Below are 14,672 nucleotides of genomic sequence, written 5' to 3' on the forward strand. Positions count from 1 at the left end.
AGGTGCGTCGTCCTGCTGCAGCCACTCAGTTGGCGACGAACTGCATCCGGGTGCCGCCGAGTTCGAGCACGTCGCCGTCCTGCAAGGCGACGGCTTCATTGCCCAGCGGCTCGCCATTGAGGGCGGTGCCGCCGTCGATCGGCGCCACCACGTAGCCATGCAGGCGCCGGGTGACGGCCGCCACGGCGACGCCGGGCTTGCCGATGGTGGTGACGACTTTCTGCAGGGAGAGCTCGCGCCCCGCGCCGCTGCCGGAAAGCACGCGGATGACAGCCACACCGGCATTGCCGCCCAACGGCGTGTGAACGGTGGGCGCGGAAGACAGCGGAATCGGCCCCGAAGGCGCCGACGCGACGACGGCAACCGGGCCGGCGCCTTCTGCCTGGGCGCCTCCCACCAGATAGCGGATCTTGTACTTGCCGACTTCGATGACGTCGTTGTGCTCGAGGGCCTGCTTCTTGACGGCGCGCCCGTTGACGTAGGTGCCGTTGGTGCTGTTGAGGTCTTCCAGGTAGACATCGCCGCCGATCATGTGCAACACGGCGTGCTCGCCACTGATCGCGAGATTGTCGATCACGATGTCGTTGTACGGCCGCCGGCCCAGCGTCGTGCGGTCCTTGGCGAGGGCCACTTCCTTGATGACGACACCGTCGATCGAAACGATCATTTTCGGCATGGCCGACTCCTGGATCTCATTTGTTGTGTCACGGCGGTCACCTCCACCGATGCTTGCCCGAGCCGGCTATCCGGAAGCCTGTGGCGCGTCGCTCGAGCCGGCACGGGCAAGGACAACCGAAATATTGTCCTTACCGCCATTCTCGTTCGCAGCTGCAACCAAAAGTGTTGCTTTTTCAGATAGCCCCGTATCTTGTAACAATATCGTGAAAAGCTGCCCGTCGGGCACCATTTCGCTCAGGCCATCGGAACATAGCAGGAAAAGGTCGCCTGTCTTCACGCCGTGCTCGTGCATTTCGAGTTCGACATGCCGCTCGATCCCCAGCGCCCGGGTCACCAAGTTGCGATGCGGCGACAGGCTGGCCTGCTCGGGCGTGATGGCACCGGCGTCCAGTTGTTCCTGCAGGAGGGAGTGGTCCCGCGTGAGCAGTTCCAGCTTGTCCTGGCGCAACCGGTAGCAGCGGGAATCGCCGATATGGCCCACGATCACACGTTGCGGTCCGAAGGCGGCCAGCACAAGCGTGGTGCCCATGCCCTGCAGTTGCAGGTTGGCCACACCTGCCTCCAGGATGGCGGCGTTGGCCTCGTCAGTACCGGCCTGGAGAGCGCGGCGCACGGCACGCGGGTTGGCCGCCGGCCCCGCATGGGCAAGCCAGCGGCCGAAGCTGGCCTGCAGCAGTGCGATGGCCATGCCGCTGGCCACCTCGCCGCCGTTGTAGCCACCCATGCCGTCGGCCAGCAGCACCAGGCCCAGTGCCGGGTCGTAGGAAATGGTGTCCTCGTTGTTGGCGCGCACCCGGCCAGGATCGGTCAGCGCGGCGAAATCCCAGGTGAGCGAGCCGGTATCAGGGAGGACGGGGGCGCCTGGGTGGGACATGAATCAGTTCAGTTGAGAATCAGCGGCCGCGATCATTGCACGGCCGCGGCAGCCCGCCTCTGCTGCCACTTGCCGACGGCGACAACCAAGGCAGCACCGGCCGCGGCGCCGGCATAGTGCAGCCAGGGCATGGCGGCCAGCGCGTCGCGCAGGCCGACATCGCTGACGATGGTCTCGCCGCCGACCCAGCCGATCAGGGCGGCGCCGAGCATGACGATGATGGGGAAGCGCTCCATGAGCTTGATCATCAGGGTGCTGCCGAAAATCACCAGTGGAATGCTGATGGCCAGGCCCAGGACCAGCAGCACCATGCTGCCCTGCGCCGCGGCGGCGACCGCAATCACATTGTCCAGGCTCATCACCAGGTCGGCCAGCAGAATGGTGCGCACGGCGGCGAGCATGCTGCCGTACTGCTTGTCCTCGCCGTCGTCGTCCTCTTCCTCACCGAGCAGTTGCACGCCGATCCACAGCAGCAGCGCACCGCCCAGGATCTGCAGGTGTAGGGCAAGGCCAGCAGCTTGGCGGCGACGACGGTCAGCACGATCCGCAACACCACGGCGGCGCCCGAGCCGAGCAGCACGGCCGTCTTCTGCTGCTCCGGCGGCAGCGACCGGGCAGCCATCGCGATCACCACCGCGTTGCCCCCGGAAAGAATGATGTTGATCCAGACAATCTTGACGAGCCCGATCCAGAAATCGGCAGTTTGCAAATAATCGATGTCTCTCTTCCACTGTTATGTATTGAAAAAGCGCCCGCAACGTGAATTGCGAGCGCTTTTCTTCTTGTGTGGCTTGCGAGGAGGACGGCCTAGATCTGCGCCTTCAGCAGTTTGCCGAGCTCCGAGAAGTTGCGCGTGATCTTGAAGCCGCACTCTTCCATGATGGCGAGCTTGGCTTCAGCCGTGTCGGCGCCGCCGGAGATCAGCGCGCCCGCGTGGCCCATGCGCTTGCCGGGAGGCGCCGTCACGCCGGCGATGAAGCCGACCACCGGCTTCTTCATGTTCGTCTTGCACCAGCGCGCGGCGTCGGCTTCGTCCGGGCCGCCGATCTCGCCGATCATGATCACGGCATCGGTGTCGGGGTCGTCGTTGAAGGCCTTCATCACGTCGATGTGCTTCAGCCCGTTGATCGGGTCGCCGCCGATGCCCACGGCGCTCGACTGGCCCAGGCCGATCTCGGTGAGCTGAGCCACGGCTTCATAGGTCAGCGTGCCGGAGCGGCTGACCACGCCGATGCGACCCTTGCGGTGGATGTGGCCGGGCATGATGCCGATCTTGATCTCGTCGGGCGTGATCAAGCCGGGGCAGTTGGGGCCGAGCAGCAGCGTTTCCTTGCCGCCGGCGGCGACCTTGGCCTTCATCTTGTTGCGCACCTCGAGCATGTCCCGCACCGGGATGCCCTCGGTGATGCAGATCGCCATGTCCAAGTCGGCCTCGGCGGCTTCCCAGATGGCGGCCGCAGCGCCGGCCGGCGGCACGTAGATCACGGAGACGGTGGCGCCGGTCTGCTGGGCGGCTTCCTTCACGGAGCCGAAGATCGGGATGTTGAAGATCGACTCGCCGGCCTTCTTCGGGTTCACGCCGGCCACGAAACAGTTCTTGCCGTTCGCGTATTCCTGGCACTTCTCGGTGTGGAACTGCCCGGTCTTGCCGGTGATGCCCTGCGTGATGACTTTGGTGTCTTTGTTGATGTAGATCGACATGACGATGTTCCTTAGGCTTTCTTCACTGCCGCGACGACCTTCTGGGCCGCCTCCGCCATGGTGTCCGCGCTGATGATCGGCAGGCCGGATTCGGCCAGCAGCTTCTTGCCCTCGGCTTCGTTGGTGCCCTTCATGCGCACCACCAGCGGGACCTGCAAATTGACCGCCTTGCAGGCCGCGATCACGCCGGTCGCGATGGTGTCGCACTTCATGATGCCGCCGAAGATGTTGACCAGGATGGCCTTCACGTTCTTGTTCTTCAGCATGATCTTGAAGGCCTCGGTCACCTTCTCGGGGGTGGCGCCGCCGCCCACGTCGAGAAAGTTGGCCGGCTCGCCGCCGAACAGCTTGATCGTGTCCATTGTGGCCATCGCGAGGCCGGCGCCGTTCACCAGGCAGCCGATGTCGCCGTCGAGGCTGATGTAGGCCAGGTCGAACTTGCTGGCCTCGATTTCCGCCGGATCTTCCTCGTCGAGGTCGCGCAGGGCCACGATCTCGGGATGGCGGTACAGCGCGTTCGAATCGAAATTGAACTTGGCGTCCAGGGCGATGATGTTGCCCTTGCCGTCGCGGTTGAGCGGGTTGATCTCCACCAGGGACGCATCGGTCTCCATGTAGCAGGCGTAGATCTTCTTGAAGACGTCCACCGCCTGGGCGGTCGAATCGGCCGGGATGCCGATGCCATCGGCGATCTGCTTGGCCTGGGCGTCGGTCAGCCCATCCTTGGGATCGGCGTAGACGGTGATGATCTTCTCGGGCGTCTTGTGCGCCACTTCCTCGATGTCCATGCCGCCTTCGCTGGAGGCGATGAAGGCCACCTTCTGCGTCGCGCGGTCGGTCACGGCCGAGACGTAGTATTCCTTCTGGATGTCGGCGCCGTCCTCGATGTAGAGGCGGCGGACCTTCTGGCCCTCGGGGCCGGTCTGGTGCGTCTTGAGCTGCATGCCGAGGATCTCGCCGGCCAGCTTCTTGACGTCGTCGATGCTCTTGGCGACCTTCACGCCGCCACCCTTGCCGCGGCCGCCCGCGTGGATCTGCGCCTTGACCACCCACACGGGGCCGCCGAGTTTCTGGGCGGCCTCGACCGCCTCCTGAACCGTGTATGCCGGGATGCCTCGCGGCACAGGCACACCGAACTTGGCAAGAATTTCCTTGCCTTGGTACTCGTGAATCTTCATGAGGGTGTCTCTCGGGGAACGAGGTTGGAAACGGGAGATTTCGTGTTGTCCTCGGGCCACGGCGCTCGGACGGGCCGGGCGGAGGACAGCCGGGAACTGTATCATGGTGCGCCGCACCAACGGTAACCCGTTCCTGCGGCCACTACGTAGTTTCTACTTAACGCCCTCCCCCGGCAATCCGAGGCGCCCACCATGCCCAAGGTTTTCATCGACGGCGAAGCCGGCACCACTGGTCTCCAGATTCGCGAACGGCTGCAGAAGATGCCGCAGGTCGAACTCGTGAGCATCGACCCCGAGCTGCGAAAGGACGTGAACGCCAAGCGCGAATTGATGGCCGGGGTCGACCTGGTGGTGCTCTGCCTGCACGACGATGCGGCGCGCGAATCGGTGGCGCTGATCGACCAGCTCGAAGGCCACCGCCCCAAGATCATCGACGCCTCGACGGCCCATCGCACGGCCGATGGCTGGGTGTTCGGCTTCCCCGAGCTGGTCGCCGGCCAGAAGGACGCCGTCGCCAAGGCCGCGCGGGTGGCCAATCCCGGCTGCTATGCCACCGGCGCCATCGCCATCGTCCGCCCGCTGATCGACGCCGGGCTGCTGCCGGCCGACCATCCCATCGCCCTGCCCTCCGTCAGCGGCTACTCGGGCGGCGGCCGCACCATGATCGAGGCCTACGAGAGCGGTCAGGCGCCGCTGTTCGAGACCTACGCCCTGGGCCTGAAGCACAAGCACATCCCCGAGATCATGAAGTACACCGGCCTCACCCGCCGGCCCGTGTTCATCCCTTCAGTGGGCAACTTCAAGCAGGGCATGCTGGTGCAGTTGCCGCTGCACCTGGACGACCTGCCCGGCCGCCCCGGGGCCCGCGACCTGCAGGAAGCACTGGCGGTGCACTACGCGAAGAGCAATACGCCGGAGCAGTTCGTGAAGGTGCTGCCGCCCACCGAGGACGGCAAGCTCGATGCCCTCGCCCTCAACGACACCAACAACCTCGAGATCCGCGTGTTCCCGAACGAGGACCATCGCCACGCGGTGGTCATCGCCCGCCTGGACAACCTGGGCAAGGGCGCCAGCGGCGCGGCGGTGCAGAACCTGAAGCTGATGCTGGGCCTGTAGGCTCATTCATCGACGTCGTCGCGCAGCACCCGGGCGACGACGTTGCTGGCGAAGCCACGCGCCAGCATGAAGCGCACCTGTTTCGCCCGCTCTCCCGCGTCCTGTGGCGGCGTGCCGAAGCGCCGGCGCCAGACTTCACGCGCCCGCTCGAGTTCGCTCGCCGCCAGACTGGCCACGGCCTCGGCCACGCGTTCGGGCGCGATGCCCTTGTGCAACAGCTCCTGCCGTACCCGCGCCGCGCCATGGCGCGCCGCGCGCTGGTGCAGCACCGATTGCACCACCCTCGCCTCGCTGATGAAGTTCTTGGCGGCCAGTTCGTCAAGTGCGCGAGCCAGGCTGCCGGGCTCTTCCTCGTAGCGGGCCAGCTTGCGCTCGAGCTCGCTGCGCGAGTGCTCGCGCTGGCTGAGCAGGCGCAGGGCCCGGCCCTTCAGTGAAGGCGCGCCGGAGACCATCGCCCACAGATCACTTCTCGGCGGCGGCCGCCTCGCCCGCCTCGGGCAACGTCGGAATGCCCAGCGACTCGCGCACCTTGTTCTCGATCTCGCGCGCCAGCGCCGTGTTCTCGCGCAGGAACTCGCGCGCGTTGTCCCGGCCCTGTCCGATCTTCTCGCCGTTGTAGGCATACCAGGCGCCCGACTTGTCGAGGATCTTGGCGTTCACGCCCATGTCGATGATCTCGCCCTCGCGGCTGATGCCCTCGCCGAACAGGATGTCGAACTCGGCCGTCTTGAAGGGCGGAGAGACCTTGTTCTTCACCACCTTGACCTTGGTCTCGTTGCCGATCGCCTCGTCGCCCTTCTTGATGGTGCCGATGCGGCGGATGTCCAGGCGCACCGAGGCGTAGAACTTCAGCGCGTTGCCGCCGGTGGTGGTCTCGGGCGAGCCGAACATCACGCCGATCTTCATGCGGATCTGGTTGATGAAGATGACCATGCAGTTGGTCTTCTTGATGGTGGCGGTGAGCTTGCGCAGCGCCTGGCTCATCAGGCGGGCCTGCAGGCCGGGCAGCGAATCGCCCATCTCGCCCTCGATTTCGGCCTTGGGCGTGAGCGCGGCGACCGAGTCGACCACGATCAGGTCGACCGCGCCGGAGCGAACCAGCGAATCGACGATTTCCAGGGCCTGCTCGCCGGTGTCGGGCTGGCTGATCAGCAGGTCGGACAGGTTCACGCCCAGCTTCTGGGCGTACTGCACGTCCAGCGCGTGCTCGGCATCGACGAAGGCGCAGGTGCCGGCCTGGCGCTGCATCTCGGCGATGACCTGCAGCGTGAGCGTGGTCTTGCCCGAGGATTCAGGACCGTAGATCTCGATCACGCGGCCGCGCGGCAGGCCACCGACGCCGAGGGCGATGTCCAGACCCAGCGAGCCGGTGGAAACCACCTGGATGTCCTCCAGCGCCTCGCCCTCCCCCAGCCGCATGATCGTGCCCTTGCCGAACTGCTTCTCGATCTGGGCCAGGGCGGCCTGCAGGGCTTTGGCCTTTTCGGTGTTGGCGCCGGCGATGCTGGAGCCCTTGACGACTGCGTCCATTGTGGAAATCTCCTTGAAGATCAATGGGTTGTTGAGGATTTCATCTGGCCTGCTTTTAACAACAGCCTGGATGCTTGAACAGTAGTGTAGGGGTTGATTCAATCCCATAGACTCATTTTTTGATCAGCTTGGCTTACTATTTAGAAGGATGAGTGACACCGCTTTTCCGATCGACCCCGACGCCTGGCGCCAGACCCATCTGGGCCGCCTGCTGGGCCATGCCATGCGCCGCTTCGACGAGCGCGTGCTGCAGCTGATGGCGCACGATGCCGACGTGCCGCTGGCGCTGTCCAACCTCGCTGCGCGCGCGCAGGTCAGCGCCGCCCACATCCACATCACCCGCCACCTCTCGCGCCAGGGTTCGCGCCTGACCGAGCTGGCCGAGCGCGCCGGCATGACCAAGCAGGCCATGGGCAAGCTGGTCGACCAGTGCGAGGCCTGGGGCCTGGTGACGCGCGGCCCCGATGACCGCGACGCCCGCGCCCGGCAGGTGATGTTCACCGCCGACGGCCTGGCCTGGCTGGAGGCCTTCCGCAAGGCGGTAGCGCAGGCCGAGCGCGAGTTCCGCGCCAGCGTCGGCGACGAGGTCGCCACCGTGGTTTCCATCGGGCTCGAAGCCTATGCGGCGGCCTAGAATCGTCGATTGAGGGAGACGGCCCGGCGGCCCGCGCAAGCCCGCCATGTCTGGAGACGCGGCATGCGAATACTGATAGCGGAAGACGACCAGGTGCTGGCCGATGCGCTGCTGCGCAGCCTGCGCACCTCGGGCTCGGCGGTGGACCATGTGGCCACCGGTTCGCAGGCCGACGCCGCACTGATGACCAACAGCGAGTTCGACCTCCTGATCCTCGACCTGGGCCTGCCCAACATGCACGGCCTGGAGATCCTCAAGCGTCTGCGCGCCCGCGGCTCGCAGCTGCCGGTGCTGGTGCTGACCGCGGCCGACAGCGTGGAGGAGCGGGTCAAAGGCCTGGACTACGGCGCCGACGACTACATGGCCAAGCCCTTCTCGCTGCAGGAGCTGGAGGCGCGGGTGCGCGCGCTGACGCGGCGCGGCATGGGCGCCACCAGCAACGCGATCAAGCACGGCCCGCTGGTCTATGACCAGGCCGGCCGGGTGGCCACCATCGACGGCAAGATGATCGAGCTCTCGGCGCGCGAGCTGGGCCTGCTCGAGGTGCTGCTGCAGCGGGCCGGCCGGCTGGTGAGCAAGGACCAGCTGGTCGAGCGCCTGTGCGAATGGGGCGAGGAGGTCAGCCTGAACGCGATCGAGGTCTACATCCACCGCCTGCGCAAGAAGATCGAAAAGGGGCCGATCCACATCGCCACCGTGCGCGGACTCGGCTACTGCCTCGAGAAGATCCCCTGATCCGCGACTCCTTTCTCCCGGGCGCTCGGTGAAGCTCTTCCAGCGCGCGCAGCGCTCCCTCTTCGGCGAGATCCTCGATTGGATGCTCACGCCGCTCCTGCTGCTGGTGCCGGTGAGCATCGGCGTGACCTGGCTCGTGGCCCAGGGCATCGCCAACGCCCCTTTCGACCGCACGCTCGAATACAACATCCAGGCGCTGGCCCGGCTGGTGGACGTGAAGGCCATCCACGAGCCCTTCGTGCTGCCGCCGACCGCGCACGAGATCCTGCGCGCCCACGACGCGGACCATGTCTACCTCCAGCTGCTCGACGGGGACGGGCGGCTGCTGGCCGGCGAGCGCGATCTGCCGCAGCCGAACACCGACGAGCCCCCGGCGACCGGCGTGGTGTACCTGCACAACAGCGCCTTCCACGGCCAGCCCGTGCGCGTGGCCTCGATGTGGATTGCGGGCGCCACGCCCGAATCGCCGCCGTCCCTGCTGCAGCTGGCAGAGACGCGCGAGAAGCAGTCGGTGCTCGCCAGCGAGATCATCAAGGGCGTGCTGCTCCCGCAGTTCGCGATCCTGCCGCTGGCGGTGCTGCTGATCTGGCTGGCGCTGGTGCGCGGCATCAAGCCGCTGTCGGTGATCGAGGCCCGCATCCGGGAGCGCCGGCCGGGCGACCTGAGTCCGCTGGACGAATCCTCGGTGCCGCTGGAGGTGGTGCCGCTGGTGCTGTCAGTCAACGACCTGCTGAACAAGCTCAGCGAGTCCATCGGGACGCAGAAGCGCTTCCTGGCCGATGCGGCGCACCAGCTCAAGACGCCGCTGGCGGGCTTGCGCATGCAGGCCGATCTGGCCCAGCGCGAGGGCGCCGACGCCGCCGAGCTCAAGCAATCGCTCAAGCAGATCGGACGCGCCAGCATCCGCGCCACGCACACCGTCAACCAACTGCTCTCCCTGGCGCGCGCCGAGGGCGGCGGCGCGGCCATCGCGCGCCAATCCTGCGACCTGGCGAAGCTCACCATCGAGGTGGTGCGCGAAGCCGTGCCGCGCGCCATCGAGAAGCGCATCGACCTGGGCTACGACGGGGCCGAGGCGGGTGCGCCGGGCGTGGCGCTCGAAGGCAATCCCACGCTGCTGAAGGAACTGGTGCGCAACCTGGTGGACAACGCGATCAACTACACGCCCTCCACGCCCGCGCGTCCGGGCGTGATCACCGCGCGCGTGCTGGGTGACCCCTTCGGCCGCATCATCGTGCTGCAGGTGGAGGACAATGGCCCGGGCATCCCGGAGGGCGAGCGCGAGCTGGTGTTCGAGCCCTTCTACCGCGTGCTCGGCAACGAGGCCGACGGCTCGGGCCTGGGCCTGCCGATCGTGCTGGAGATCGCACGCAAGCACCATGCGACGGTGCACCTGGAGGATGCCCATCCGGGCCAGCGGCCGCCTGGCGCGCGCTTCAGCCTGCGCTTCGATGCCAACGGGCAGGAAGAAGAGGCCTGAGGGCGGCTCAGGGCTTGGGCGCCGCCTCGTCCTTCAGGATCTTCAAAAGCTGCGGCCGGACCTGCTGCGTCAGCCGCTCCGGCTCGCTCTGGCCCAGCTGCGCGGGCACGGCGCCGAACATGGCGAGCCCGCCGCGCGACCAGGCGAAGTACAGCAGGTTGGCCACGAGGAGCAGGACGACGAGCGCGCGCAGCCGCATGGTGTCAGGTCGCGGCGCGCGGCCGCACGCTCACTTCGGCGCTGGTGATGGTCTTCATGCTCGACGCGGTGCGCACCAGTAGCTCGCCGCCCCAGCCCACACCCTCGCAGAGACCGATGGTGCCGTCGCTCAGTTGCACCTCGCGCCCGCGCAGCAGGTCGCGCGCGGCGAAGCGCTCGGCAAAGGGCACGAAGCCGCGGTCGCCGAACAGCAGCACATGCGACACCAGTGGCGGCACGATCTCGCGCAGCAGCTGGGATGCCGTGGCCTCGGGGCGCCATTGCGTGATCCAGGCCGGCGCGGTGCTCATGCCGGTGCCCCCGCGGGCGCCGATGTTGATGCCGATGCCGATCACCAGGTAGCGCTCGGCGGCGCCGTCCTGGGGCAGGGCGGTTTCGATCAGGATGCCGCCGAGCTTGCGCTCCTCGACCCATAGGTCGTTGGGCCACTTGAGCTCGATGTGCGCCGCGTTCGACGGGTCCAGGCTTTCCGCCACGCTGACGCCGACCGCCAGCGACAGCCCCGACCAGTCCCGCGGCATCAGGGGCAGGCCCAGCGAGAAGGTGAGGGAGGCAGGCTCCTGCTCGGCCTGCGCACTCTGCCAGGGGCGGCCCATACGCCCGCGGCCGGCGGTCTGCCGATTCGCGACCAGGAGCACAGGCTGCGTGCGGCCGTCGCGTGCGCGTCGCATCAGCTCGCTGCTGGTCGAGTCGATCTCGTCGACCACCTCGACCGCCAGCCCCGGCAGCAGCGGGGCCACGGCGGCGGCGATCTGCTCTTCGAACCAGGAAACGGCCATGGTCAGTGCTTGCCGTTCTTCCTGGCCTTCTTGCCCTTCTTCTTGCTCTTTTTCTTCTTGTCCTTCTTCTTGCCGTCCTCGGCCGCGAGCAGGGTGCCCCGGCACTGGTCGGAACCACACCAGCAGGGGAACTCGGCCTTGAGTTTCTTGGTCAAGGGCTCGTCGATGATGAGGCCGTAGTCGTAGCTCAGCTCCTCGCCGGCGGCGATGTTGCGCAGCGCCTTGATGAAGACCCGCCCAGCCTGCTCGTCGGCCTCGCAGTTGGGTTCGCACGAGTGGTTGATCCAGCGCGCGGCATTGCCCTTGACGCCGCCGTCGATCACACGCTCGTCATCGATGTGGAAGTAGAAGGTGTGATTGGGCTGGGACGGATCGTGCGGATGGCGCCGCAGCGCCTCCTCCCAGCTGATCAGCTCGCCCTTGTATTCGATCAGCGTCTCGCCTTCGGCGATGTCCTGCACGGCGAACACGCCGTTGCCGTGAACGCCGGAGCGCCGGGTCTGGATGCGGCGACCGCCGGTTGTGGGGGATTTGGAAGGCATCGCCGAAGTCTGTTAATTTGAATATGTACGCATGCGCGTGCGCGTGCGCACGCGCGAAGCGCCAGATTGTAAGGACGACTTGTCAATGAAGACTTTGGTGATTGCAGAGAAGCCGTCGGTGGCCCAGGACATCGTGCGTGCGCTCACGCCGGTGGCCGGCAAGTTCGACAAGCACGAAGAGCATTTCGAGAACGAGAAGTACGTCGTGACCAGCGCCGTGGGCCACCTGGTGGAGATCCAGGCGCCGGAGGAATTCGACGTCAAGCGGGGCAAGTGGAGCTTCGCCAACCTGCCCGTGATCCCGCCGCGCTTTGACCTCAAGCCGGTGGACAAGACCAAGACCCGGCTCAATGCCGTGGTCAAGCAGGCCCGGCGCAAGGACGTGACCCAGCTCGTCAACGCCTGCGACGCGGGCCGCGAGGGCGAGCTGATCTTCCGCCTGATCGAGCAGTACGCCGGCGGCAAGGCGCCGCTGGGCAAGCCGGTGCGCCGCCTGTGGCTGCAGTCGATGACGCCGCAGGCGATCCGCGACGGTTTCGATCAGCTGCGCAGCGAGCAGCAGATGCAGGGCCTGGCCGACGCGGCGCGCTCGCGCTCGGAGGCCGACTGGCTGGTCGGCATCAACGGCACGCGCGCCATGACCGCCTTCAACTCGCGCGACGGCGGCTTCTTCCTCACCACCGTGGGCCGGGTGCAGACGCCCACGCTGTCGGTGGTGGTGGAGCGCGAAGAGAAGATCCGCAAGTTCGTCAGCCGCGACTACTGGGAGGTGCATGGCAGCTTCCTCGCCGAGGCTGGCGAGTACCCGGGCAAGTGGTTCGACCCCGAGTGGAAGAAGCCACCGCCCGGTCCGGACGGGCAGCCCGATCCCGAGCAGCGCGCCGACCGCGTCTGGAGCCAGCGCGAGGCCGAGGCCATCGCCCAGGCCGCGCGCGGCCGCACGGCCAGCGTCACCGAGGAAAGCAAGCCCACCACCCAGGCATCGCCACTGCTGTTCGACCTGACCTCGCTGCAGCGCGAGGCCAACAGCCGCTTCGGTTACAGCGCCAAGACCACGCTGGCCCTGGCCCAGAGCCTGTACGAACGCCACAAGGCGCTGACCTACCCGCGGACCGATTCGCGCGCCCTGCCCGAGGACTACCTGCCGGTGGTGCGCAAGACGATGGAGATGCTGTCGACCAGCGGCATGCGGCACCTCGCGCCCTTCGCGCAGGAGGCGATCGACGGCAACTACGTGAAGCCCACCAAGCGCGTGTTCGACAACGCCAAGGTCAGCGATCACTTTGCGATCATCCCCACGCTGCAGGCGCCCAGCGGCCTGTCAGAGGCCGAGCAGAAGCTCTACGACTTCGTGGTGCGGCGCTTCCTCTCCGTGTTCTTCCCCAGCGCGGAGTACCAGGTGACCACGCGCATCAGTACGGTGCAGCACGAAAGCAAGAAATACGCGTTCCGCAGCGACGGCAAGGTGCTGGTCAAGGCCGGCTGGCTCGCGATCTACGGCAAGGAGGCCCAGGACGAGGAGAAGGCCGACGACAAGGACAGCAAGCGCCTGGTCCCGGTGAAGCCGGGCGAGCAGGTGCAGGTGGAATCGGTCGAGCCCAAGGGCCTGAAGACCCGCCCGCCCGCGCGCTACTCCGAAGCCACGCTGCTGGGTGCCATGGAAGGCGCCGGCAAGACCATCGACGACGACGAACTGCGCGAAGCCATGCAGGAGAAGGGCCTGGGCACCCCGGCCACGCGCGCCGCCATCATCGAAGGCCTGCTGGCCGAGAAGTACATCCTGCGCGAGGGCCGCGAGCTGATCCCGACCGCCAAGGCCTTCCAGCTGATGACGTTGCTGCGCGGCCTGGGCGTGGAGGAACTCTCCAAGGCCGAGCTCACCGGCGAGTGGGAATACAAGCTCGCGCAGATGGAGCACGGCAAGCTCAGCCGCGCCGCCTTCATGCGCGAGATCGCCCAGATGACGGAGCACATCGTCAAGAAGGCCAAGGAGTACGACCGCGACACGGTGCCCGGCGACTATGCGACCCTTGCGACGCCGTGCCCCAACTGCGGCGGCGTGGTGAGGGAAAACTACCGCCGCTACGCCTGCACCGGCAAGCCGGGCCAGGACGCCTGCGGCTTCTCCTTCGGCAAGTCGCCGGCCGGCCGCACCTTCGAGGTGGCCGAGGCCGAGCAGTTGCTGCGCGACAAGCACATCGGCCCGCTGGAGGGCTTCCGTTCCAAGGCCGGCTGGCCCTTCACCTCCGAGATCATCATCAAGTACGACGAGGAGGCGAAGAACTGGAAGCTCGAGTTCGACTTCGGCGACGACAAGGAAGGCGAGACGGGCGAGATCGTGGACTTCAGCGGCCAGCATTCGCTCGGCCCCTGCCCGAAGTGCGGCGCGCACGTGTTCGAGAACGCCAGCAACTACGTCTGCGAGAAGTCGGTGCCCACCGATGCGCAGCCGACGCCGAGCTGCGATTTCAAGACCGGCAAGATCATCCTGCAGCAGCCGGTGGAGCGCGCCCAGATCGAGAAGCTGCTGGCCACGGGCAAGACCGACCTGCTGGACAAGTTCGTCTCGATGCGCACGCGGCGCTCCTTCAAGGCCTTCCTGGCCTGGAATGCGGAGGAGGGCAAGGTGAGCTTCGAGTTCGAGCCGCGCGAGGGCAAGTTCCCGGCACGCAAGAGCTTCCCGGCCAAGGCGGCGCCGGCGGCGAAGAAGGCGGCCTCAGGCACCAAGGCCAAGGCGCCGGCCGCCAAGAAGGCCACCACGCCGAAAGCGCGCAAGCCCGCGGCCGGCCTCAAGCCCAGCGACGCGCTGGCCGCAGTGATCGGCACGGAACCTGTGGCGCGCACCGAGGTCATCAAGAAGCTGTGGGACTACATCAAGGCTCACGGCCTGCAGGATGCGGCCAACAAGCGCGCGATCAACGCCGACGCCAAGCTCCGGCCGGTGTTCGGCAAGGACCAGGTGACCATGTTCGAGATCGCGGGCATCGTCGGCAAGCACCTCAGCTGAAGGAGATCCCTGTGAAGAAACTCGTTTCCGCCCTGTGCCTCGCGATGGTGCTCGGCCTGGCGGCCGGCTGCGCGTCCCCGCGCGGCGGCGGCGATGCCGGCGCCACGGCCGGCAGCAGCAGCGGCATCACCGTGTTCGGCACCGTCGACGCCGGCGTCAGCAGCACGCGCAACCGCTCGTCGCGCGACTGAGCGGAGCG

General features: G+C 67.0%; 15 protein-coding genes and 1 pseudogene. 6 read left to right on the top strand and 10 right to left on the bottom strand.

Annotated features, from left to right (window positions below; all coding sequences use genetic code 11):
• Nucleotides 1-25 precede the first annotated feature (25 nt).
• From A8M77_RS04720 to sucC, 5 genes and pseudogenes are all read right to left on the bottom strand, one after another.
• The gene (locus tag A8M77_RS04720) at nucleotides 26-676 is read right to left on the bottom strand and encodes an FHA domain-containing protein (protein WP_086920388.1); all 651 of its coding nucleotides are present in this window, start codon (nucleotides 674-676) and stop codon (nucleotides 26-28) included.
• A 66-nt stretch (nucleotides 677-742) separates the two neighbouring features.
• Entirely contained in the window at nucleotides 743-1,552 is an 810-nt protein-coding gene (locus A8M77_RS04725; RefSeq protein WP_086920389.1) for a Stp1/IreP family PP2C-type Ser/Thr phosphatase, read from the bottom strand.
• 32 nt (nucleotides 1,553-1,584) lie between these two features.
• A pseudogene (locus A8M77_RS04730) lies at nucleotides 1,585-2,270 on the bottom strand (TerC family protein).
• A gap of 89 nt (nucleotides 2,271-2,359) precedes the next feature.
• Nucleotides 2,360-3,253, bottom strand: a complete 894-nt coding sequence (sucD, locus tag A8M77_RS04735; RefSeq protein WP_086920390.1) for a succinate--CoA ligase subunit alpha — start codon at nucleotides 3,251-3,253, stop codon at nucleotides 2,360-2,362.
• Between the two features lie 11 nt (nucleotides 3,254-3,264).
• Nucleotides 3,265-4,431 carry an ADP-forming succinate--CoA ligase subunit beta gene (gene sucC, locus A8M77_RS04740; RefSeq protein ID WP_086920391.1) on the bottom strand — a complete coding sequence of 389 codons (1,167 nt, stop codon included), beginning with the start codon at nucleotides 4,429-4,431 and terminating at the stop codon, nucleotides 3,265-3,267.
• 192 nt (nucleotides 4,432-4,623) lie between these two features.
• Between sucC and argC the strand changes: the two genes are divergently transcribed.
• The gene (gene argC, locus A8M77_RS04745; protein WP_086920392.1) at nucleotides 4,624-5,547 is read left to right on the top strand and encodes an N-acetyl-gamma-glutamyl-phosphate reductase; all 924 of its coding nucleotides are present in this window, start codon (nucleotides 4,624-4,626) and stop codon (nucleotides 5,545-5,547) included.
• A 2-nt stretch (nucleotides 5,548-5,549) separates the two neighbouring features.
• Here the strand turns inward: argC and recX are convergent, their stop codons facing one another.
• Both recX and recA read right to left on the bottom strand, forming a co-directional pair.
• Nucleotides 5,550-5,999, bottom strand: a complete 450-nt coding sequence (recX, locus tag A8M77_RS04750; RefSeq protein WP_086920393.1) for a recombination regulator RecX — start codon at nucleotides 5,997-5,999, stop codon at nucleotides 5,550-5,552.
• 10 nt (nucleotides 6,000-6,009) lie between these two features.
• Nucleotides 6,010-7,077: a recombinase RecA gene (gene recA, locus A8M77_RS04755; protein WP_086920394.1), complete on the bottom strand. Its 1,068-nt coding sequence runs from the start codon at nucleotides 7,075-7,077 to the stop codon at nucleotides 6,010-6,012.
• A gap of 148 nt (nucleotides 7,078-7,225) precedes the next feature.
• Here recA and A8M77_RS04760 point away from each other — a divergent pair, with 148 nt between their 5' ends.
• The 3 genes from A8M77_RS04760 (at nucleotide 7,226) to A8M77_RS04770 (ending at nucleotide 9,926) form a co-directional block, all read left to right on the top strand.
• Nucleotides 7,226-7,711 (top strand): MarR family winged helix-turn-helix transcriptional regulator, encoded by a 486-nt coding sequence (locus tag A8M77_RS04760; RefSeq protein WP_086920395.1) that lies wholly within the window; start codon nucleotides 7,226-7,228, stop codon nucleotides 7,709-7,711.
• A 63-nt stretch (nucleotides 7,712-7,774) separates the two neighbouring features.
• Entirely contained in the window at nucleotides 7,775-8,446 is a 672-nt protein-coding gene (locus A8M77_RS04765) for a response regulator (protein ID WP_086920396.1), read from the top strand.
• Nucleotides 8,447-8,474: 28 nt separating this feature from the next.
• Complete coding sequence (locus A8M77_RS04770; RefSeq protein ID WP_086920397.1) at nucleotides 8,475-9,926, top strand: sensor histidine kinase; 1,452 nt, start codon at nucleotides 8,475-8,477, stop codon at nucleotides 9,924-9,926.
• Between the two features lie 7 nt (nucleotides 9,927-9,933).
• Here A8M77_RS04770 and A8M77_RS04775 read toward each other — a convergent pair whose 3' ends face one another.
• The 3 genes from A8M77_RS04775 to A8M77_RS04785 are packed head-to-tail and all read right to left on the bottom strand — an operon-like array spanning nucleotide 9,934 to nucleotide 11,466.
• Nucleotides 9,934-10,125, bottom strand: coding sequence for a hypothetical protein (locus A8M77_RS04775; RefSeq protein ID WP_086920398.1), 192 nt, complete (start codon nucleotides 10,123-10,125; stop codon nucleotides 9,934-9,936).
• Nucleotides 10,126-10,129: 4 nt separating this feature from the next.
• The gene (locus A8M77_RS04780) at nucleotides 10,130-10,924 is read right to left on the bottom strand and encodes a biotin--[acetyl-CoA-carboxylase] ligase (protein WP_086920399.1); all 795 of its coding nucleotides are present in this window, start codon (nucleotides 10,922-10,924) and stop codon (nucleotides 10,130-10,132) included.
• 2 nt (nucleotides 10,925-10,926) lie between these two features.
• Nucleotides 10,927-11,466 carry an SET domain-containing protein gene (locus tag A8M77_RS04785; RefSeq protein ID WP_086920400.1) on the bottom strand — a complete coding sequence of 180 codons (540 nt, stop codon included), beginning with the start codon at nucleotides 11,464-11,466 and terminating at the stop codon, nucleotides 10,927-10,929.
• 85 nt (nucleotides 11,467-11,551) lie between these two features.
• Here A8M77_RS04785 and A8M77_RS04790 point away from each other — a divergent pair, with 85 nt between their 5' ends.
• The gene (locus A8M77_RS04790; RefSeq protein WP_086920401.1) at nucleotides 11,552-14,473 is read left to right on the top strand and encodes a DNA topoisomerase III; all 2,922 of its coding nucleotides are present in this window, start codon (nucleotides 11,552-11,554) and stop codon (nucleotides 14,471-14,473) included.
• An 11-nt stretch (nucleotides 14,474-14,484) separates the two neighbouring features.
• Nucleotides 14,485-14,664 (top strand): hypothetical protein, encoded by a 180-nt coding sequence (locus A8M77_RS04795; protein ID WP_086920402.1) that lies wholly within the window; start codon nucleotides 14,485-14,487, stop codon nucleotides 14,662-14,664.
• The last annotated feature ends 8 nt before the right edge of the window (nucleotides 14,665-14,672 follow it).

Source organism: Variovorax sp. JS1663 (assembly GCF_002157355.1).
Lineage (GTDB): Bacteria > Pseudomonadota > Gammaproteobacteria > Burkholderiales > Burkholderiaceae_C > Variovorax.